The organism is Streptomyces sp. AK010, assembly GCF_014207295.1.
In the GTDB taxonomy this organism is placed as follows: domain Bacteria; phylum Actinomycetota; class Actinomycetes; order Streptomycetales; family Streptomycetaceae; genus Streptomyces; species Streptomyces massasporeus.
On the sequence record NZ_JACHCX010000002.1, the window covers coordinates 439,404 to 459,180 of the forward strand.

General features: G+C 71.9%; 16 protein-coding genes. 10 read left to right on the forward strand and 6 right to left on the reverse strand.

Annotated elements, in window-relative coordinates; genetic code table 11:
• Genes HDC93_RS05350 through HDC93_RS05360 form a run of 3 tightly spaced genes read right to left on the reverse strand, consistent with a single transcriptional unit; the run spans position 1 to position 2,583 of the window.
• Positions 1–768, reverse strand: a complete 768-nt coding sequence (locus tag HDC93_RS05350) for an energy-coupling factor ABC transporter ATP-binding protein (protein ID WP_030844956.1) — start codon at positions 766–768, stop codon at positions 1–3.
• Positions 756–1,517, reverse strand: a complete 762-nt coding sequence (cbiQ, locus tag HDC93_RS05355) for a cobalt ECF transporter T component CbiQ (RefSeq protein ID WP_185007636.1) — start codon at positions 1,515–1,517, stop codon at positions 756–758. The genes HDC93_RS05350 and cbiQ overlap by 13 nt, the downstream gene beginning before the upstream one ends.
• Position 1,518: 1 nt before the next feature.
• Positions 1,519–2,583, reverse strand: a complete 1,065-nt coding sequence (locus HDC93_RS05360) for an energy-coupling factor ABC transporter permease (protein WP_185007639.1) — start codon at positions 2,581–2,583, stop codon at positions 1,519–1,521.
• A 168-nt stretch (positions 2,584–2,751) separates the two neighbouring features.
• On the opposite strand from HDC93_RS05360, the gene HDC93_RS05365 reads away from it, so the two are divergent.
• On the forward strand, positions 2,752–3,117 hold the full coding sequence (locus tag HDC93_RS05365; RefSeq protein ID WP_185007641.1) for an SsgA family sporulation/cell division regulator: 366 nt from the start codon (positions 2,752–2,754) through the stop codon (positions 3,115–3,117).
• A 41-nt stretch (positions 3,118–3,158) separates the two neighbouring features.
• Here the strand turns inward: HDC93_RS05365 and HDC93_RS05370 are convergent, their stop codons facing one another.
• From HDC93_RS05370 to HDC93_RS05380, 3 genes are all read right to left on the reverse strand, one after another.
• A complete protein-coding gene (locus HDC93_RS05370) occupies positions 3,159–4,826 on the reverse strand; it encodes a penicillin-binding transpeptidase domain-containing protein (RefSeq protein WP_185007643.1) in 1,668 nt (555 codons plus the stop codon).
• Between the two features lie 96 nt (positions 4,827–4,922).
• A complete protein-coding gene (locus HDC93_RS05375) occupies positions 4,923–6,557 on the reverse strand; it encodes a penicillin-binding transpeptidase domain-containing protein (RefSeq protein WP_185007645.1) in 1,635 nt (544 codons plus the stop codon).
• A gap of 487 nt (positions 6,558–7,044) precedes the next feature.
• Positions 7,045–8,793 carry a phospholipid carrier-dependent glycosyltransferase gene (locus tag HDC93_RS05380; RefSeq protein ID WP_185007647.1) on the reverse strand — a complete coding sequence of 583 codons (1,749 nt, stop codon included), beginning with the start codon at positions 8,791–8,793 and terminating at the stop codon, positions 7,045–7,047.
• Positions 8,794–8,904: 111 nt separating this feature from the next.
• Here HDC93_RS05380 and rsmI point away from each other — a divergent pair, with 111 nt between their 5' ends.
• From rsmI to HDC93_RS05425, 9 genes are all read left to right on the forward strand, one after another.
• A complete protein-coding gene (gene rsmI / locus HDC93_RS05385) occupies positions 8,905–9,753 on the forward strand; it encodes a 16S rRNA (cytidine(1402)-2'-O)-methyltransferase (protein ID WP_185007649.1) in 849 nt (282 codons plus the stop codon).
• Positions 9,754–10,040: 287 nt separating this feature from the next.
• Complete coding sequence (locus HDC93_RS05390) at positions 10,041–10,469, forward strand: hypothetical protein (RefSeq protein ID WP_185007651.1); 429 nt, start codon at positions 10,041–10,043, stop codon at positions 10,467–10,469.
• Between the two features lie 93 nt (positions 10,470–10,562).
• Complete coding sequence (locus HDC93_RS05395; protein WP_185007653.1) at positions 10,563–11,453, forward strand: TatD family hydrolase; 891 nt, start codon at positions 10,563–10,565, stop codon at positions 11,451–11,453.
• A gap of 568 nt (positions 11,454–12,021) precedes the next feature.
• Positions 12,022–13,449 carry a resuscitation-promoting factor gene (locus HDC93_RS05400; RefSeq protein ID WP_185007959.1) on the forward strand — a complete coding sequence of 476 codons (1,428 nt, stop codon included), beginning with the start codon at positions 12,022–12,024 and terminating at the stop codon, positions 13,447–13,449.
• A 31-nt stretch (positions 13,450–13,480) separates the two neighbouring features.
• Positions 13,481–14,371 carry a 16S rRNA (adenine(1518)-N(6)/adenine(1519)-N(6))-dimethyltransferase RsmA gene (gene rsmA / locus HDC93_RS05405; RefSeq protein ID WP_185007655.1) on the forward strand — a complete coding sequence of 297 codons (891 nt, stop codon included), beginning with the start codon at positions 13,481–13,483 and terminating at the stop codon, positions 14,369–14,371.
• A complete protein-coding gene (locus HDC93_RS05410) occupies positions 14,368–15,270 on the forward strand; it encodes a 4-(cytidine 5'-diphospho)-2-C-methyl-D-erythritol kinase (RefSeq protein WP_185007657.1) in 903 nt (300 codons plus the stop codon). The genes rsmA and HDC93_RS05410 overlap by 4 nt, the downstream gene beginning before the upstream one ends.
• 66 nt (positions 15,271–15,336) lie before the next feature.
• Complete coding sequence (locus tag HDC93_RS38160) at positions 15,337–15,885, forward strand: HEAT repeat domain-containing protein (RefSeq protein WP_260419415.1); 549 nt, start codon at positions 15,337–15,339, stop codon at positions 15,883–15,885.
• Positions 15,886–15,955: 70 nt separating this feature from the next.
• Positions 15,956–17,764, forward strand: a complete 1,809-nt coding sequence (locus tag HDC93_RS05420; protein WP_185007659.1) for an ABC-F family ATP-binding cassette domain-containing protein — start codon at positions 15,956–15,958, stop codon at positions 17,762–17,764.
• A gap of 191 nt (positions 17,765–17,955) precedes the next feature.
• Positions 17,956–19,743: a PQQ-binding-like beta-propeller repeat protein gene (locus HDC93_RS05425; protein WP_185007661.1), complete on the forward strand. Its 1,788-nt coding sequence runs from the start codon at positions 17,956–17,958 to the stop codon at positions 19,741–19,743.
• The last annotated feature ends 34 nt before the right edge of the window (positions 19,744–19,777 follow it).

Sequence of the window (19,777 nt, forward strand, 5' to 3'; positions counted from 1 at the left end):
TCACGGACGGGCCGCGGCCGCCGGGACGGAACGCGGATCGAAACCGAACGGCAGCTCCAGGCGATGGGCCCGCATCAGCTCCTCGTCGGACAGCAGCTCGCCGGTCGGCCCGTCGGCCGCGATCACCCCGTCGCTGAGGATCAGGGAGCGCGGGCACAGCTCCAGCGCGTAGGGCAGGTCGTGCGTGACCATCAGCACGGTCACGTCCAGGGACCGCAGGATGTCCGCCAGTTCGCGGCGGGAGGCGGGGTCGAGGTTGGAGGAGGGCTCGTCCAGGACGAGGATCTCCGGCTCCATCGCCAGCACGGTCGCGACGGCCACCCGGCGGCGCTGCCCGAAGGACAGGTGGTGCGGCGGGCGGTCCTTGAACTCCGCCATGCCGACCCGCTCCAGCGCCCGGTCCACGCGCTCCTCCAGCTCGGGCCCCTTCAGCCCGGCCGCCGCGGGCCCGAACGCCACGTCCTCCCGGACCGTCGGCATGAACAGCTGGTCGTCCGGGTCCTGGAACACGATGCCGACCCGGCGCCGGACCTCGGCCATGTTCCGCTTGTCCACGGGCAGCCCGGCGACCCGCACCGTGCCGGCGCCGCCGGTCAGAATGCCGTTGAGGTGCAGCACGAGGGTCGTCTTGCCGGCGCCGTTCGGCCCGAGCAGCGCCACCCGCTCACCGCGCGCGACCGAGAAGTCGACGCCGAAGAGGGCCTGGTGTCCGTCGGGGTAGGCGAAGGCGAGGCCGGAGACCTCCAGAGAAGCAGTCACAGGGTCCATCCCAGCAGACAGACGAGCAGAGCGGCGCAGGGGAGGGCGAGGGCGTACGACCACTGCGCCCGGGACGCGGTCACCTCGTCGATGACCGGCATGGAACCGGCGTAGCCGCGGCTGACCATGGCCAGGTGCACACGCTCGCCGCGCTCGTAGGAGCGGATGAACAGCGCGCCGGCCGACTTGGCGAGCACGCCCCAGTGCCTGACGCCCTTCGCCTCGAAGCCGCGTGACTCGCGGGCGATCCGCATGCGCCGCATCTCGTCCGTGATGACGTCGCCGTAGCGGATCATGAAGGACGCGATCTGCACGAGGAGCGGCGGGAGCTTGAGGCGCTGGAGGCCGAGGAGCAGTTCGCGCAGCTCGGTCGTGGCGGCCAGCAGCACCGAGGCCGCGACGCCGAGGGTGCCCTTGGCGAGCACGTTCCAGGCGCCCCACAGGCCGTTCACGCTGAGGGACAGGCCGAGGACGTCGACCCGCTCGCCTTCCGCCACGAACGGCATGAGCACCGCGAACGCGACGAACGGCACCTCGATCAGCAGCCGTCGGAGCAGGAAGGCGGCGGGCACGCGCGCGACGCAGGCGACGGCTCCGAGCAGCACGGCGTACAGCCCGAACGCCCACATCGCCTCGCGCGGCGTCGACACCACGACCACCACGAAGGCGAACACGGCCGCGAGCTTGGTGTGCGGCGGCAGGCCGTGCACGGGCGAGTGCCCGTGCCGGTACAGCTTGTGCGCGTGCCCGGCCCCCATGTCAGACGCTCGTCACGCTGGTCGTGTCCGACGGGGAGGCGTCGTCCGTACGGCGGCGCCGCACGGCCCAGAACACGCCGGTGCCCGCGACGACCGTGACGCCCACGCCGATGACGCCCGCGAGCCCCCCGGACAGACGGGCGTCGTCGACGTCCTTGACGCCGTAGTCGGCGAGCGGGGAGTCGGCGGCGGAGTGCTCCTCGGCCTTCTTGTCGATGCCGTGATCGGTCGCGACCTTCTCCAGCCCGTCAGGGTCGGCGGAGGCGTAGAAGCTGACGAATCCGGCCAGGACCAGGGAGGTGAGCAGGCCGGCCGCCCACACCTTGCGGTGCGAGGTCCGGGCGGCCACCGGCGCGGGCTCGGGCTCGGCGCCGGGGGCGTCGACCAGCTCGCCGTTGACCCGCAGCTTGAGCTTCTGCGTCAGTCCGCGCGCCCCGTACACCAGGTCCGGGCGTACGGCGATGACCGCGCCGACGGTGAGGGCGGTGATCACCGCCTCGCCGATGCCGATGAGGACGTGCACGCCGATCATGGCGGTGGCGACCTTGCCGATGGAGACGTCGGTGGTGCCGCCGATCGCGTACATCAGCGTGAAGGCCAGCGCGGCGGCCGGGACGGAGACCAGGGCTGCGACGAAGGAGGCCACCGTCACCGACCGGCGGGTGCGGGGCAGCACCTTCACCAGGCCGCGGAAGAGGGCGTAGGCGACGACGGTGGTGACGATCGCCATGTTGGTGATGTTGACGCCGAGCGCGGTCAGACCGCCGTCCGCGAACAGGATGCCCTGCATCAGCAGGACGACGGAGACGCACAGGACCCCGGTGTAGGGGCCCACGAGTATCGCCGCCAGCGCGCCGCCGAGCAGATGGCCGCTGGTGCCCGCCGCGACGGGGAAGTTCAGCATCTGCACGGCGAAGATGAACGCCGCGACCAGTCCGGCCAGCGGCGCCGTGCGCTCGTCGAGTTCGCGGCGTGCGCCGCGCAAACTCACCGCGACGGCGCCCGCGGCGATCACGCCGGTGGCGGCTGAGGTGGGCGCGTTGATGAATCCGTCAGGTACATGCACCGTTCGATGATGTGGCTTGATGCGAACGGTTTGCAAGAGCGTGACGCTCGTTTTATCTCACCCGTGATATATCCACCCCGAGGGGCGCAATACGGAAAATATGCGACATTGGAGGAAGAGTGGACGGAGAGTTTCCACTCGGATTGCGCACGGTGAAGGGGCCGTCCGATGTCCGTAATCGAGCAGTACGCGCGAGCCCACATCGTCTCGGACGCGGCCGTGCCGCTCGTGGACGAGCTGGAAGCGGTTCCGGTCACCCTGCGGTACGACCCCGACCACGATCCCCGTTCGGTGCGCATGACCCTGCCCGGCAGCGGGGGACATGAGTGGATCTTCGGCCGCGATCTGCTGGAGGAGGGGCTGCGGGCCCCCACCGGGAGCGGCGAGGTACGGGTGTGGCCCTGCGGCCGGGTGCAGGTCGTCGTGGAGTTCCACTCCGCGCAGGGCGTGTCGGTGGTGCAGTTCGAACGGCAGGCGCTGCTGCGGTTCCTGCGGCGGACCTACATGGCCGCCGCCGAACCCGTCACGCACTGAGCCCGGGACCCACTGAACCCGAGCCCCACTGAACCCGAGGGTCAGCCGCCCATCTTCAGCAGCGCCGCCACGATCGGACCGGCCGTCGAGCCACCGTGCCCGCCCTGCTGCACGACACCCGCTGCGGCCAGGTCGCCCCGGTAGGCCGTGAACCAGCCGTTCGGCTTCTTCTGCCCGTCGACCTCGGCCGACCCGGTCTTCGCGCCGACGTCGCCGCTCACCCCGGCCATCGCCTCCGCCGCCGTGCCGTACGCGGCCGTGTACGACATCAGCTCACGCAGCTGGGACAGGGTGCTCGCCGGCATCGTGCGCGAGGCCTTGGCCAGCTTGCGTCCGTCCACGTCCGGGGAGACCAGGTAGGGCTGGTGGAAGGTGCCGGACTTGACCGTCGCCGACACCGACGCCATGTTCAGCGGGTTCATGCGGACCCCGCCCTGCCCGATCAGCGAGGCGCCCATCTGGGCCGCCGACTGCACCGGCACCGCGCCGTCGAAGGTCGGCACACCGATGGCCCAGTTGTTCAGCCCCAGGCCGTAGACCTGCTGGGCCTCCTTGGTGAGGTCGTCGTCCTTCAGCTTCGGCGCCTGGCTGATGAAGGCCGTGTTGCAGGAGCGGGCGAAGCTCGCCTTGAAGGTGCCGTTCTTGATCTCGAACTTGTCGTCGTTCTGGAACTTCCAGTGGCCGTACGTGAAGTACTTCGGGCACGGGTGCTTCTTGTCCGCCGAGGCCAGGCCCTTCTCCAGTAGCAGCGACGAGGTGATGACCTTCATCGTGGAGCCGGGGGCCAGGGAGCCCTGGAAGGCGGTGTTGAAGCCCGGGGAGGCGTTGGCGGCGGCCAGGATCTCGCCGGTCGACACGCGCAGCAGGACCACCGACGAGCGCGCCTTCTTCCCGACCTGCTTCTCGGCAGCCGCCTGGAGAGCCGGGTCCAGCGTGGTCTTCACCGTGCCGGGCGTGCCCTTGCTCAGCTCCAGCAGGGTCTTGTCGGAGAGGTCCTTCGCCTTGGCGGCCTTGCCGCGCACGACCCGGAGCTCGATGCCGGCCTTGCCACCCGCCTTCTTGCCGTACTTCTCGCGCAGTCCGTCCAGGATCGGGCCGATCGAGGCGTACTCGGCCCTGGTCAGCTCGCCGCCGTCCCGGTCGAGGGCCTTGACCGGGGGCGTCCCGGCCTCGCCGGTGACCAGCTCGTCGCCGTCCCTCAGGTCCGGGTGGACGACCGCGGAGTGCCAGTCGACCAGGGGCTTCCCGTCGGTGGTGCGGCGCGTGACGGTCAGTGCGCTGTCGTAGGCCAGCGGCTTGTCGGTGCCCTTGTAGGACACCGTGCCCTTGACGGAGAACGGCACCTTGTCACCGGTGGGACTGCCCGGGGTGAGGGTGACGTCCTTGATGTGGGCGTCCTTGGTGTAGCCGGTGAGCAGCGGCCGGGCCGCGGAGGGGTCGTCGGTGACCGCGGCGGCCTGGGGGACCTGTCCGGACTGCCAGGCGGTGAGGAAGGTGCGGGCGGTGGTGGTGACCTCGGCCCGTGACAGCGGGCCGGTCTTCACCGCGGGCTTCCCGTCCGACGCCCGCGTTCCGTCGTCGGCGGCGGCACCGCCGCCGTACAGCGCGTAGGCCCCGGCCCCGGCACCCACGACGACCACGGCGATCATCCCGCCGATCACGGCGGGTCTCGTCTTCCGTCGCTCGGCGACGCGCCTTCTGTTGCCCACTGCTGTTCGTTCCTCCGCGAATCCCCGGGGTCCCCGTTGCCCTCAGCTGTCCCAACGACGGCCACCACCCTAGAGTCCCGGCCCTCGAAGGTGAGATCAGCCACCTGTTCGTAGCACGGCTGCGACAATCGGCCCGGCCGCGTCGCCGCCGTGGCCGCCCTCCTCGGTCATGGCCGCCGCCGCGATGTCGCCCCGGAAACCGGTGAACCAGCTGTTGGACTTGGCGTTGCCGTCCACCTCGGCGGAACCGGTCTTGGCGCCGATGTCGCCGCCGAGTCCGGCCATGGCCTGCACGGCGGTGCCCTGCGTGGCGGTGAGCCGCATCATCTGCTTGAGCTGTGCGGCGGTGCTCGACCGCAGACCGCGGGCCTGGGCCAGGTCCCGGCCGTCCAGCTCCGGCGAGACCAGGTAGGGCTGGCGGAAGGCGCCGGTGATCGCGGTCGCGGTGACCGAGGCCATGTTCAGCGGGCTCATCTGGACCTGGCCCTGCCCGATGGCGCCCGCCGCCCGGTCCGGCCCGTCGACCGCGGGGACGCTGCCGTCGAACGACACGATGCCGGTCTTCCAGTTGTCCTGCCCCAGACCGAAGCGCTCCTCGGCCTCCTGGGCCAGCGAGGCGTCCGTGAGCGGCTTCTCGTCGATGAGCTTGATGAAGGCGGTGTTGCAGGACCGCATGAAGCTGTTCGCGAGCGTGGCGTTCTCGTTGGGCTTCATGCCCGTGAGGTTCTTGAAGGTCTGGCTCTGCCACACGGCGGTGTCGGGGCAGGGCGCCGGGCCGTTCATCGAGGTCACGCCGTTGTCGATGAGCATCGCGGCGGTGATGATCTTCATGGTGGAGCCGGGTGCGGCCTGACCCTCGAAGGCCGCGTTGAAGCCGTCCGTGCGGTTGTTGGCGACGGCCAGCACCTCGCCGGTGCTGGGCTTGACGGCCACCACCGACGAATGGGCGAACCGCTTGACCGCCTTCTCGGCCGCCGCCTGCGCGCTCGGGCTGATGGTGGTGGTGAGCTTGCCCGGCTTGCCCTTGGCGAGGGTGAGCAGCGGGGTGTCGGGAGCGCCGTCGCCGTCGTGCCGGATGACCAGCTCGATGCCCGGGCTGCCGCCGGCCTTCTCGCCGTACCTGTCGCGCAGGGCGTCCAGGACCGGGCCGAGGGAGGGGTATTTCTCCTTCGTCAGCTCGGTGCCGTCGCGGCCCACGGCCTCGATGGGCGGGGTGGCCGACCGCTCGGTGACGAGGGTGTCGTCCTTCTTCAGCTCGGGATGCACGAGGGACGGCTGCCAGTCGACCAGCGCCCGTCCCGTGGTCAGCCCGCGCACGACCTTCAGCTCGCTCTTGTAGCTCAGCGGCTCGGACTTCCCGCCGTAGGCCACCTTCGCCTTCACCGTGTACGGCACGGTGGTGCCCCGGGCCGCGCCGGGCGTGATCTTCACGTCGGTGATGTGCGCGTCGTCGGCGAAGGCGCCGAGCAGTTGCTCGGCGGCCGCGTCGTTGTTGGTGTACGACGCCGCCTGCGCGGCCGCCCCCGTCCGCCAGGCCGCGAAGAACTTGGCGGTGGTCTCCTTGACCTCGTCCTCGCCGGGCGGCCCCGACCTCTTCTGCGAGGCGACCCCGCCCGCGCCGCCCCCGTCACCGTCCAAGGCGCTCACGATGTTGTAGGCGCCGTACCCGGCCCCACCCACCATCACCGCGAACACCCCGCCTATGACGGCGGCTTTGACCCCCTTGCCCACCGGCCGATCCCCTCCCCGTTGAGCCTCACGCGCTCCTTTGAACGCGTTCAGAAAGCTCGGTCCGGAGCACTCTATGCACAAGCGGTTACTACCGGGACGGGAGTTGCGATATTTGACCGAACAGGGATCAGCCCCGGAGACGGGCCCGGGCCTGACGCGCCCTCGGTTCCATGGCTGGCAATGACTGCTGCGGATCAAGGAATTGCCGGGCTCGCCGGAGCCATGGCGGGCGGACTGATCGGCATCGTCGGCCCACTCGGCGCCGCCCGGGTGACAGGGCGAGCGCGGGAGCAGACCCAGCGCGCACAGCGGCGGCGCACCAGGCCGCCCGGGACGACACGCCACGACTTCACGGAAGTCTGCCGGGAGCTGCTGGACGAGGACGCAAAACCGGGCCGTCCGAGGATGCCTGACGCCGGCCGCTGACGGCCGGACACGACTATGACGGCCCGGCACCCCGCGGGACCGTCACGGCGGGTGTGCCCGGCTACACCCACGTATCCAGCCACATCCGCGACCGCCAGTCGTCGATCGGGATCGCCTGGCCGGTGTACAGCGGCCAGAAGTAGATGAAGTTCCAGGTGATCAGGAGGACCAGGACGCCCGCGGCGCTGGCGCCTGCGACGCGGCGGGTGTCTGTGGAGCGGGGTGGGCCGATGATCGCGCCGAGGAGCATCGCCACCGCCAGGCACAGGAACGGCAGGAAGACGACGGCGTAGAAGAAGAAGATCGTGCGCTCCTGGTACATGAACCAGGGGAGGTAGCCGGCCGCGATGCCGCAGGCGATGGCGCCCGCGCGCCAGTCGCGGCGGAAGAACCAGCGCCACAGGACGTAGAGGACCGCGAAGCAGGCGACCCACCACAGCATCGGCGTGCCGAGGGCGAGGACCTCGCGGGCGCACTTCTCGCCCGCGTCGGCGGGGCAGCCGTCCTTGCCGGGGGCCGGGGACTCGTAGAAGTACGAGACGGGGCGGCCCAGGACGAGCCAGCTCCACGGGTTGGACTGGTACGTGTGCGGCGAGGACAGGCCGACGTGGAACTCGTACACCTGGTGCTCGTAGTGCCACAGGCTGCGCAGCCAGTCGGGCAGGAACGTCCAGCTGCCGCCCTTGCCGCTGGTCGCGGCCCAGTTGCGGAAGTAGCCGCCGGAGCCGTTCGTCGCGGAGAGGATCCACCCGGTCCAGGACAGGACGTAGGTGACCAGGGCGACCGGGACCGTGGCGAGGAACGCCAGGCCCGTGTCGCGTTTGAGGACCGCCGCGTACGGGTGACGGGCACCGGCGACCCGGCGCGAACCGACGTCCCACAACACCGCCATCAGGCAGAACGCGGCCAGGATGTAGAGGCCGTTCCACTTCGTGCCGATGGCCAGGCCCAGCATCAGGCCCGCCGCCCAGCGCCAGGGGCGCCATCCCAGCCGGGCCGTCTCCGCCGTGTGCCGGTCGGGCCGGGCCCGGCCGTCCTCGTCCAGCGGCAGCGCGGCGGCGAGTTTCGCCCGGGCCCTGTCCCGGTCGGCCAGCAGACAGCCGAACGCGGCCAGTACGAAGAACATCAGCACGCCGTCGAGCAGCGCCGTGCGGCTCATCACGAAGTGCAGTCCGTCCACCGCCATCAGCGCGCCCGCGAGACACCCCAGGAAGGTGGAGCGGAACAGGCGGCGGCCGATCCGGCACAGCAGCAGCACCGACAGCGTGCCGAGCAGCGCCGTCATGAACCGCCAGCCGAAGGGGTCGAACCCGAACATCAGCTCGCCGAGCCCGATGACGTACTTGCCGACCGGCGGGTGCACCACGTACGCCGCGTCCGTCGGAAGCGTGACGTGCCCGCCCGAGGACAGGACCAGGTCGTTGGCGTTCTTGTCCCAGTTGAGCTCGAACCCGCGGTGGACCAGCGCCCACGCGTCCTTGGCGTAGTACGTCTCGTCGAATATCACCGCCCTGGGGCTGCCCAGGTCCCAGAACCGCAGCACACCCGCCAGCAGTGTGACCAGCAGCGGGCCGATCCAGCCCGACCAGCGCACCAGCCGCAGCGCGAGCGGGTGCGGAACGCCGAGCGCCGCCCACAGGCGCGGGGAGGGCTCGGTGTACGGCGGCACCAGGCGGTCACGGACGTCGCCGGCGTCGCTTCTGGGCTGCCCCTGGTAGCCGAAGCGGCGCAGCCGCTGCTGCCAGGACGGCCGCTGGTCGAGCGGCGCCTGGCCCTGCCGGGTGTCCGTGGAGGACGCGGTACTGGTCACCGCGCCATCGTAGGGAACCGTTCTGTGTGAGTCCCGTGCATGGCCGGTATGCGTCCGCATCCTCCGCCCCTGGGAGGAGTCCGCACCCCCCGCCCCTGGGAGGATGGGAGCGTGATCGGAACCCTCGTACTCGCAGGCACCCCCATCGGCGACATCGCGGACGCCCCGCCCCGGCTCGCCGAGGAACTGGCCGGAGCCGATGTGATCGCCGCCGAGGACACGCGGCGGCTGCGCCGGCTGACCCAGGCGCTCGGCGTCACGCCCAAGGGCCGGGTGGTGTCGTACTTCGAGGGCAACGAGTCCGCCCGGACGCCGGAGCTGGTGGAGGAGCTGGTGGGCGGGGCGCGGGTGCTGCTCGTCACGGACGCGGGGATGCCGTCGGTGTCCGACCCGGGGTACCGGCTGGTCGCCGCCGCGGTCGAGCGGGACGTGCGGGTCACCGCCGTGCCCGGGCCGTCCGCGGTGCTCACCGCGCTCGCGCTGTCCGGCCTGCCCGTCGACCGGTTCTGCTTCGAGGGGTTCCTGCCGCGCAAGGCGGGGGAGCGGCTCGGCCGGCTGCGGGAGGTCGCCGACGAGCGGCGCACGCTCGTCTACTTCGAGGCGCCCCACCGGCTCGACGACACGCTGTCGGCGATGGCCGAGGTGTTCGGGGCGGAGCGGCGGGCCGCGGTGTGCCGGGAGCTGACCAAGACGTACGAGGAAGTGCGGCGGGGCGGGCTGGGCGAGCTGGCCGCGTGGGCCGCGGAGGGGGTGCGCGGGGAGATCACGGTCGTCGTGGAGGGCGCGCCGGAGAAGGGGCCCGAGGAGGTCGGGCCGCAGGAGCTGGTGCGGCGGGTGCGGGTGCGGGAGGAGGCGGGAGAGCGGCGCAAGGAGGCGATCGCCGCGGTGGCGGTGGAGGCGGGTGTTCCGAAGAGAGTTGTTTTCGACGCTGTGGTCGCTGCGAAGAACGCCGGTGAGTGAGCCGGGTTCGGGGTGGGGGCCGGAGTGCTTGGCGGGGTGCGCGTTGTGTGTGGTTGATCGCGCAGCTCCCCGCGCCCATGAAGGGGCGCTGAACACCCTCTGAGCAGGGCGCATGTCGTTTGAGCGTGCGCCCCATGCGTGGGCAAAGCGCAAGGGGCGCAGAGGCAAGGGACGACCAAATCGGGGCCAACAGTCGACAGGTCTGCTGCCATCGGTCCGGCCGAGGAGTCCACTGGGTTGCGGGGACGGAATCGTCCTCACGCCACAGCGGACCAACAGGAGCTGGCATGAGTGAGATCGCAGGGCAGACCGGGCTCCGCGCCGGTGCGACCGCAGTCGTCAACGAGTCCTACTCCTTCGCCTGCATGAGGTGCGGGCACGGCTGGGAGCAGTCGTACGAGATAGAGCACCACACGGACGCCGCGGGTCACGAGTTCGTCCTCTATGTCGCGGACGGCAAGGTCGTGCCCTCCCCGCTGAGCAAGCCCGAGTGCCACCACTGCGACAGCCACGTCGTGCGGATCATGCGGCCCGGACGGGTCGCCTCGGCACGTGACGCGGCGCACCGGCCCTCCCGCGTGCCACCGCCCGGCGGGCCGGTGGAGGCGCCCACCGCGGACGCCGGGTCCGGGGCGACGGCCGGCCAGGAGCAGCGCGAGCACCACCACTGGCACCTGTCCGACCTGCGGCACCCCTTCCAGCGCAAGGCGAGCTGACCCGTCCGGCTTCCCTTGTCCGACGCCCTCCCCGGTCCTCCCCCACCGGGGAGGGCGTGCCCCTCGCGCAGACCCCTTTCGTAGGATCGGGGCATGCCTTCGAACGACTCCGGCCGCCAGGACAAGAACGCGGCCCCGCCCCTCCCGGAGCCCCTCCGGGTGCCGGTCGCCGACTCCCACACTCATCTGGACATGCAGTCCGGCACGGTCGAGGAGGCACTGGCGAAGGCGGCGTCGGTCGGGGTGACGACGGTCGTGCAGGTCGGCTGCGACATCAAGGGGTCGCGGTGGGCCGCGGAGACGGCCGCCGCGCACGACGCCGTCCACGCCACGGTCGCCCTGCACCCGAACGAGGCGCCCCGGATCGTGCACGGCGACCCCGACGGCTGGTCGCGGCAGGGCGCCCGCGAGCCCGGCGGCCGGGCGGCCCTGGACGGCGCGCTCGCCGAGATCGACCGGCTCGCCGCGTTGCCCCAGGTCAAGGGCGTCGGTGAGACGGGCCTCGACTACTTCCGCACCGGGCCCGAGGGCAAAGACGCGCAGGAACTGTCGTTCCGTGCCCACATCGAGATCGCCAAGCGGCACGGCAAGGCCCTGGTCATCCACGACCGCGACGCCCACACCGACGTCCTGCGCGTGCTGAAGGAGGAGGGCGCCCCCGAGCGGACGGTCTTCCACTGCTACTCCGGCGACGCCGAGATGGCGCGGATCTGCGCGAGCGCGGGCTACTTCATGTCCTTCGCCGGCAACGTCACCTTCAAGAACGCCCAGAACCTGCGGGACGCGGTGGCGGTGGCCCCGCTGGAGCTCCTCCTCGTGGAGACGGACGCGCCCTTCCTCACTCCGGCGCCCTACCGCGGCCGGCCCAACGCCCCGTACCTCGTGCCGATCACCGTGCGGGCCATGGCCGAGGTGCGCGGCGTCGCCGAGGACGCGCTGGCCACGGCCCTCGGCGCCAACACGGCACGCGCGTTCGGGTACTGACCCCGCCGCCGACCTCACCGCACGACTGTGCGTAGTCGCGTCGCTTTGGAGAGTGACGACCGCTCCGCTAGGTTCTGGGGGCCCGATCCGGACCCCTCTGGACCCCTCCGGCCCCTGGAGCGGCGTGAGCAACGCGCGGTACGAGACGTACGAGACGTATGGCCCGGCCTACGCCGACCCGGTGTACGGCGGTTTCGGCGCGCCACCGGCCGATCTGCGCAGCGCGGAGACGCTCGCCCACGGGACAACCGGGGCCCCCGGCGCCTACCAGGACACCTACCGGCCCGCCTACGAGGCACAGACTCCGCCCTCTTTCCAGGCGCCGACCCCGCCCTCCTACGGGGCGCCGACCCCGCCCTCCTACGGGGCGCCGACTCCGCCCTCTTTCGGGGCGCCGACTCTGCTCTCCTACGAGGCGCCGACTCTGCCCGCCTACGAGGCACAGACTCCGCCCTCTTTCGAGGCCCCGACTCTGCTCTCCGACGAGGTGCCGACTCCGCCCTCTTTCGAGGCGCCGACTCTGCTCTCCTACGGGGCGCCGACTCCGCCCTCTTTCGGGGCGCCGACTCTGCTCTCCTACGGGGCGCCGACTCCGCCCTCTTTCGGGGCGCCGACCCTGCCCTCCTACGGGGCGCCGACTCCGCCCTCTTTCGGGGCGCCGACCCTGCCCTCCTACGAGGCACCGACTCTGCCCGACTACGAGGTGCCGACCCTGCCCGACTACGAGGTGCCGACCCTGCCCGGCCTGCCCCGGCAGGGCGCTTCGGGCGACGAGCCCGGGTCCGGGTTCGCGGGGTACCCCGACCCGGGCACGGGTGCGCGCGACGGGTCGCGTGCCGCGGCGCGCAACGGCTCGCATCGCAGGTCCGCGCGCCGGCGCAAGGCGCGCTACGCCGAGCGCCCCGACAGCCCCATGCGACGGCTGCTTCCGCAGGCCCTGGTCGTCGCCTTCCTCGCGGGCGGCACCACGGCGTTCGTCGCCAAGGACAAGGCGATCGAGCTGAACATCGACGGCGAGACCCGCACGCTGCACACCTTCGCCGACGACGTCACCGAGCTGCTGACGGAGGAGGGCGTCGAGATCGGCGCCCACGACGTGGTGGCGCCCGGGCCCGGCACGGAGATCAGCAGCGGCGACGAGGTCGCCGTGCACTACGCCCGCCCCGTGCGGCTCACCCTCGACGGACACCGCCGTCAGGTGTGGACGACCGCCCACACGGTGGAGGGGGCGCTGCGGCAGCTCGGCGTACGGCAGGAGGGCGCGTACCTCTCCACCTCGCGCTCCCGGCGCATCGGGCGCGAGGGGCTCGCGCTGGACGTGCGGACCGAGCGCACGGTCACGATCATGGCGGACGGCCGCGCCCGCACCGTACGCACCAACGCGGCGACCGTACGGGAGGCCGTCGAGGAGGCCGGGATCACCCTGCGCGGCCAGGACACCACCTCGGTCCCGCAGGGCAGCTTCCCGCGCGACGGGCAGACCGTGACCGTGCTGCGGATCACCGGCGGCAGGGAGGTCCGCGAGGAGCCGATCCCCTTCCAGGTGCGGCGGACGGAGGACCCGACGCTGTTCCGGGGCACGGAGGTCGTGGAGCGGGCGGGCGAACCCGGTGTGCGCCGGGTCACCTTCGCCACGCGCACGGTCAACGGCGTCCGGCAGAAGCCGCGCCGCATCAGGTCCGAGGTGGTGCGCGAACCGCGCCCCCAGGTGGTGAAGGTCGGCACCAGGCAGCTCCCGGCCTCGGTGCAGGGCGCCGACCACCTCGACTGGCAGGGCCTCGCCGCCTGCGAATCCGGCGGCCGGCCCGACGCCGTCGACTCCTCGGGCACCTACGGCGGCCTCTACCAGTTCGACACCCGGACCTGGCAGGCCCTCGGCGGCAGCGGACGCCCCCAGGACGCACCCGCGGCGGAGCAGACGTACCGGGCGAAGAAGCTGTACGTGCGGCGCGGGGCCAGCCCGTGGCCGCACTGCGGGGGACGGCTGCGCGGGTAGGCCCCGACGTGGCCCCCGTACCCTTGTCCCCGTGACCAGCAGCCCCACCCCCGACGCCCTCCTGGGCCCCGCCGACATCCGCGAGCTCGCGGCAGCCCTCGGCGTGCGCCCGACCAAGCAACGCGGACAGAACTTCGTGATCGACGCGAACACCGTCCGCCGTATCGTCCGCACCGCACAGGTCCGCCCCGACGACGTGGTCGTCGAGGTCGGCCCGGGCCTCGGCTCGCTCACCCTCGCGCTGCTGGAGGCCGCCGACCGGGTCACGGCGGTGGAGATCGACGACGTGCTGGCCGGCGCGCTGCCCGCGACCGTCACGGCCCGCATGCCCGAGCGTGCCGACCGGTTCGCCCTGGTCCACTCGGACGCCATGCACGTCACCGAGCTGCCGGGCCCCGCCCCGACCGCGCTGGTCGCCAACCTGCCCTACAACGTGGCCGTCCCGGTGCTGCTGCACATGCTCGACACCTTCCCGACCATCGAGCGCACCCTCGTCATGGTCCAGGCGGAGGTCGCCGACCGGCTCGCCGCCCCACCCGGCTCGAAGGTCTACGGCGTCCCCTCGGTCAAGGCCAACTGGTACGCCGAGGTCAAGCGCGCCGGTGCCATCGGGCGGAACGTGTTCTGGCCGGCGCCCAACGTCGACAGCGGCCTGGTCTCCCTGGTCCGCCGGAGTGAGCCGCTGAAGACGACGGCCGCCAAGCGCGAGGTGTTCGCCGTTGTCGACGCGGCGTTCGCGCAGCGCCGCAAGACGCTGCGGGCCGCCCTCTCCGGCTGGGCCGGATCCGCCGCCGCGGCCGAGGAGGCCCTCGTCGCCGCCGGGGTCTCGCCGCAGGCCCGGGGCGAGTCGCTGACCGTGGAAGAGTTCGCGCGGATCGCCGAGCACAAGGCGAACCGGCACCAGGAGAAGGAGACCGCGTGAGCGTCACGGTCCGCGTCCCGGCCAAGGTCAACGTCCAGCTGGCGGTCGGCGCCGCCCGCCCCGACGGCTTCCACGACCTCGCCAACGTCTTCCTCGCGGTCGGCCTCTACGACGAGATCACCGTCACCCCCTCCGACGGGCTCCGCGTGACCTGCGAGGGCCCGGACGCCGATCAGGTCCCCCTGGACCGTACGAACCTGGCCGCGCGGGCCGCCGAAGCCCTCGCCGAGCGCTACGGCCGCAGCCCCGACGTGCACCTCCACATCGCCAAGGACATCCCCGTCGCCGGCGGCATGGCGGGCGGCAGCGCGGACGGCGCCGGCGCCCTGGTGGCCTGCGACGCGCTGTGGGGGACCGGGGCCTGTCGCGACGAACTCCTGGAGATCTGCGCCGAGCTGGGCAGTGACGTGCCGTTCAGCCTGGTCGGCGGCGCCGCCCTCGGCATCGGACGGGGCGAGCAGCTGACGCCCCTGGAGGTCGGCGGCACCTTCCACTGGGTGTTCGCGATGGCCGGGCGCGGCCTGTCCACACCGGCGGTCTTCCGCGAGTTCGACCGGCTCGGCGAGGGCACGGACATCCCCGAACCCGTCGCCTCCGGGGAGCTCCTCGCCGCCCTCGCCAAGGGCGACCCGGACGCGCTCGCCGCGGCCGTCTCCAACGACCTCCAGCCCGCCGCCCTCTCCCTCTTCCCGGAACTCGCCGGCACCCTGGCCGCGGGCCGGGCCGCGGGCGCCCTGACCGCACTCGTCTCCGGCTCCGGCCCCACCACGGCCTTCCTCGTCCGCGACCCGGAGTCGGCTGCCGCGGTGGCGCAGGCCCTGCTGGCGTCCGGGAGCTGCCGGACGGTCCGCACGGCGTCGGGCCCGGCGCCCGGGGCCACGGTGGCGGCCGCCGGTTGATCACGTGCCCCGGCAGCCGCCGGGTGTCCAGGCTCCCCCGGGTCGTCGACGAGGGGGAGCACAGGCGTGGAGCGACGGGTCGAGGCCGTGCGGCGCTCGGACCCGGACGAGGTCCGGGCCCTGCTGGAGGACGGGGCCGACCCCGACACCCTCGCGGACGGGCCTGCCGGTCCTCTGCCTGGCCGTGGCTGCGTACGACACACCGGTCGCCGAGGCGCTGCTCGAGGGCGGTGCCGACCCCCTGCGCCGGCTGCCGGACGGGACACCCTGGAGCGCTCCGAGGACGGCCGCTCCCAGGTCACCCCCGAGGGCCTCACCACGGTGCTCACCCTGGCCGGTGACGAGGACCCCGGCGTGCGCGAGGCCGCGTGCCGCCGGCTCGGGCACTACCGGGGGAGCGAGCCCGGGGTGGGGGACGCCCTGGTCGCCCTCACCCGTGACGAGCGCCAGGAGATCCGCATCGACGCCGTGTCCGGCCTGGCCTACCGCGACGATCCGCGCTGCGTGGAGGCCGAGCACCGGATCGGTCCCCGCGACCCGGGGCTGCCGTTCGACGAGAGGCTGATGGACGTGTGGCGCTACCCGCGCGGCCGGGAAGCGGCGGACGGCGGCTGACCGCCCCGGCCGGAGCACCCCCGCGCGCGACTACCCTGGGGGTCGATCCATCCCCCTTGGCAGGAGAGTAATGGCCGTCAACCTGGTCAATGTCGAGAACGTCAGCAAGGTGTACGGCACCCGCGCCCTGCTCGACGGCGTTTCCCTCGGCGTCTCCGAAGGGGACCGCATCGGTGTCGTCGGCCGCAACGGCGACGGCAAGACCACGCTCATCCGCATGCTCGCCCGGCAGGAGAGCGCCGACACCGGCCGCGTCACCCACTCCGGCGGGCTGCGCCTGGGCGTACTCACCCAGCACGACTCCCTCGACCCCGAGGCCACCGTCCGCCACGAGGTCATCGGCGACATGGCCGACCACGAGTGGGCGGGCGACGCCAAGGTCAGGGACGTGCTGACCGGCCTGTTCGGCGGACTCGACCTGCCGGGGTTCCCCAAGGGACTGGACACCGTCATCGGCCCGCTCTCCGGCGGTGAGCGGCGCCGGATCGCCCTGGCCAAGCTGCTCATCGAGGAGCAGGACCTGCTCGTCCTGGACGAGCCCACCAACCACCTCGACGTCGAGGGCATCGCCTGGCTCGCCCGGCATCTGCAGACCCGCAGGTCGGCACTGGTGTGCGTCACCCACGACCGGTGGTTCCTCGACCAGGTCTGCACGCGCATGTGGGACGTCCAGCGCGGCGACGTCTACGAGTACGAGGGCGGCTACTCCGACTACGTCTTCGCCCGGGCCGAGCGCGAGCGCATCGCCGCCACCGAGGAGGCCAAGCGGCAGAACCTGGTCCGCAAGGAGCTGGCCTGGCTGCGCCGCGGGGCGCCCGCCCGTACGTCCAAGCCCCGTTTCCGCGTCGAAGCCGCCAACGAACTCATCGCGGACGTGCCGCCGCCCCGGGACAGCAGCGAGCTGATGAAGTTCGCGTCGACCCGGCTGGGCAAGACCGTGTTCGACCTGGAGGACATCACCGTCCAGGCGGGCCCCAAGGTCCTCCTCAAGCACGTCACCTGGCAGCTCGGGCCCGGCGACCGGATCGGCCTCGTCGGCGTCAACGGCGCCGGCAAGACGTCCCTGCTGCGGGCCATGGCCGAGGCCGCGAGGTCCGAGGGCGAGACCCAGCCCGTCGGCGGACGCGTCCGCGTCGGCAAGACGGTGAAGCTGGCCTACCTGTCGCAGGAGGTGGCCGAACTCGACCCGGCCACGCGCGTGCTGGAGGCCGTGCAGCAGGTGCGCGAGCGCGTCGACCTCGGCAAGGGGCGCGAGATGACCGCCGGGCAGCTGTGCGAGACGTTCGGCTTCACCAAGGAGAAGCAGTGGACGCCCGTCGGGGACCTGTCCGGCGGTGAGCGCCGCCGGCTCCAGTTGCTGCGCCTGCTCATGGACGAGCCCAACGTCCTCTTCCTCGACGAGCCCACCAACGACCTCGACATCGAGACGCTGAACCAGCTGGAGGACGTGCTCGACGGCTGGCCCGGCTCCATGATCGTCATCTCCCACGACCGGTTCTTCATCGAGCGCACCACCGACCGGGTCTTCGCCCTGCTCGGCGACGGTGCCCTCAGGATGCTGCCGCGCGGCATCGACGAGTATCTGGAGCGGCGGCAGCGCATGGAGGAGGCCGCGGCGGCCTCGGCCCCCGCCGCCGTGTCGCAGACCGCCGCCCCGGAGAAGAGCGCCGCCGACCAGCGCGCCGCCAAGAAGGAACTCCAGAAGATCGAGCGGCAGCTCGACAAGGTCTCCGAGAAGGAGACCAAGCTCCACGCCCAAATCGCCGAAAACGCCACGGACTTCGCGAAGGTGGCCGAACTGGATGCCGAGCTGCGGGAGTTGGCCGGTCAGCGCGAGGAGCTCGAGATGCGCTGGCTGGAACTCGCCGAGGACGCGTGAAGGGTGCGTGAAGACGCATAACGACGGCATCACGGGCCGGTCCTCCCTTGGGAACAGGGGGTGATACGGCCCGGTCGCTGTCGGAACCTGGTGATACAAAGAGTCGTCTTAGAACTTTATGAAGCGACTCTGAGCCCATTTCGTATCTCAGGGCGTGGCTAAAAATCAGTGATCGAACGGGGGAGCCGCTGATGACCCAGCCGCCCAGTCAGCCGCCGCACGGTGGCTTCGGAGCACCGCAGAACCAGCCGCCGCAGGGCGGTGGTTACGGGGCACCGCAGACCCCGCCGCCGCCCCAGGGCCCGCCCCAGACGCCGCCGCCCCCGCAGGGCCCGCCGCAGCCTGGCCCGCCGCAGCCGGGGTACGGCTACCCGCAGCAGCCTCCGCAGCAGCCCGGTCCGTACGGGCAGCCGCAGCAGCCGGGGCCGTACAGCCCCGGCCCCTACGGGCAGCCGCAGCAGCCGGGGCCGTACGGCCAGCCCGGTTACGGCTACCCGCAGCAGCCGCAGTACCCCGGCGCGCCCGGCACCCCGCCCGGAGGCGGCTCGAGCAACCCCTTCAAGGGCAAGCCCGCCATGATCATCGGTGCCGCGGTCGCCGCGTTGCTCGTGGTCGGCGGCACCGTGTGGGCCGTCACCGGTGGCGACGACGGCAAGGGCAAGAAGAAGCCCGTCGCCCAGAAGACCGACGACGCCAAGCCCGGCTCCTCCGCCCCGGTCAACCCCGGTGACGGCAGCGGCGACGGCGGCGAGGACCCGGAGGACCTCAACGCGGGCCGCCAGGCCGGCGAGGCCAAGGTCCTCTGGTACAAGGAGGCGCCCGACGCCCCCGGTTCCGGCGCCGACGCCGACGGCATGTGGATCACCGACAAGATCGCGGTGAAGGCCGCCTACAAGCAGCTGTCCGCGTACAACGTCGGGGACGGCAAGCCCTCCTGGGACGCGATCACCTTCCCGCAGAAGATCTGCGCGACCACTCCGCAGAAGACGTCCGACGACAAGATCGTCGTCGCGTACATGAGCGGCAGCAGCGACCGCGCCAAGTGCAACCAGCTCCAGGAGATCGACCTTGTCACCGGCGAGAAGGGCTGGAAGGAACAGGTCGCCGACGGCGCCCTGTTCGACTCCACGCTCTCCGTCGAACTGTCCATCACCGGCAAGACGCTGATGGTGGGCCGCTCCCAGTCCGGCACGGCGTACGACGTCACCAGCGGCGACAAGCTCTTCGACAAGAAGAAGTACGGCAACGCCTGCTTCCCCGCCGCGTTCGCCGGCGGCGAGAAGCTGATCGCCGTCTCCTCCTGCGGCGCGGGCTCCGACAAGGAGCACGACGAGATCCAGGAGCTCGACCCGAAGACCGGCAAGGCCAGGTGGACCCAGCCGTTCGACAAGGGCTGGCGGGTCGCGCGCACCTACTCGGTGAGCCCGCTGGTCGTGTACAGCACCAACGAGGACAAGAAGGCCTGGAACATCTCCACCTTCACCTCCGGCGGCAAGTTCCGCTCGCAGGTCGGCTTCGACGAGGACTTCGCCCCCGAGTGCGGCTGGGCCATCCTCGAGCGCAATCTCACGGGCTGCCAGGGTGTCGCCGCCGACGAGACCACGCTGTACCTGCCGACCGAGGCCACCACCGGCGCCAACGAGATCGTCGCGGTCGACCTCGCCAACGGCAAGGAGAAGTGGCGCGTGAAGTCACCCTCCGACGAGTCGATGCTGCCGGTGAAGACCGAGGGCGGAAAGCTCATCGCCTACGTGCAGCCGTCGTACGACGCGGGCGGGCAGATCGTGTCCATCCCGACCGGCGGCAGCAGCCACAAGCCGTCCAAGCTGCTGCAGAACCCCGAGGGTGCCGCGGACATCGAGAACGGCTTCTTCTCCAAGGACATCGACTGGGTCGACGGGCGCTTCTACATCTCGACGACCCGGCTGAGCGGGAACGACGACTCGAAGGAGAAGTTGATGCTCGCCTACGGCAAGTGACTCTTCCTCCTCCTTCCGAACCCGCCCCGTCGTC

What these genes read in the sequence shown, in the direction of transcription:
- HDC93_RS05350 (WP_030844956.1), bottom strand. Translation starts at nt 768, where the DNA reads ATGGACCCTGTGACTGCTTCTCTGGAGGTCTCCGGCCTCGCCTTCGCC.
- HDC93_RS05420 (WP_185007659.1), top strand. Translation starts at nt 15,956, where the DNA reads ATGGCCGTCAACCTGGTCAATGTCGAGAACGTCAGCAAGGTGTACGGC.
- HDC93_RS05425 (WP_185007661.1), top strand. Translation starts at nt 17,956, where the DNA reads ATGACCCAGCCGCCCAGTCAGCCGCCGCACGGTGGCTTCGGAGCACCG.
- HDC93_RS05395 (WP_185007653.1), top strand. Translation starts at nt 10,563, where the DNA reads ATGCCTTCGAACGACTCCGGCCGCCAGGACAAGAACGCGGCCCCGCCC.
- HDC93_RS05390 (WP_185007651.1), top strand. Translation starts at nt 10,041, where the DNA reads ATGAGTGAGATCGCAGGGCAGACCGGGCTCCGCGCCGGTGCGACCGCA.
- HDC93_RS05365 (WP_185007641.1), top strand. Translation starts at nt 2,752, where the DNA reads ATGTCCGTAATCGAGCAGTACGCGCGAGCCCACATCGTCTCGGACGCG.
- cbiQ (WP_185007636.1), bottom strand. Translation starts at nt 1,517, where the DNA reads ATGGGGGCCGGGCACGCGCACAAGCTGTACCGGCACGGGCACTCGCCC.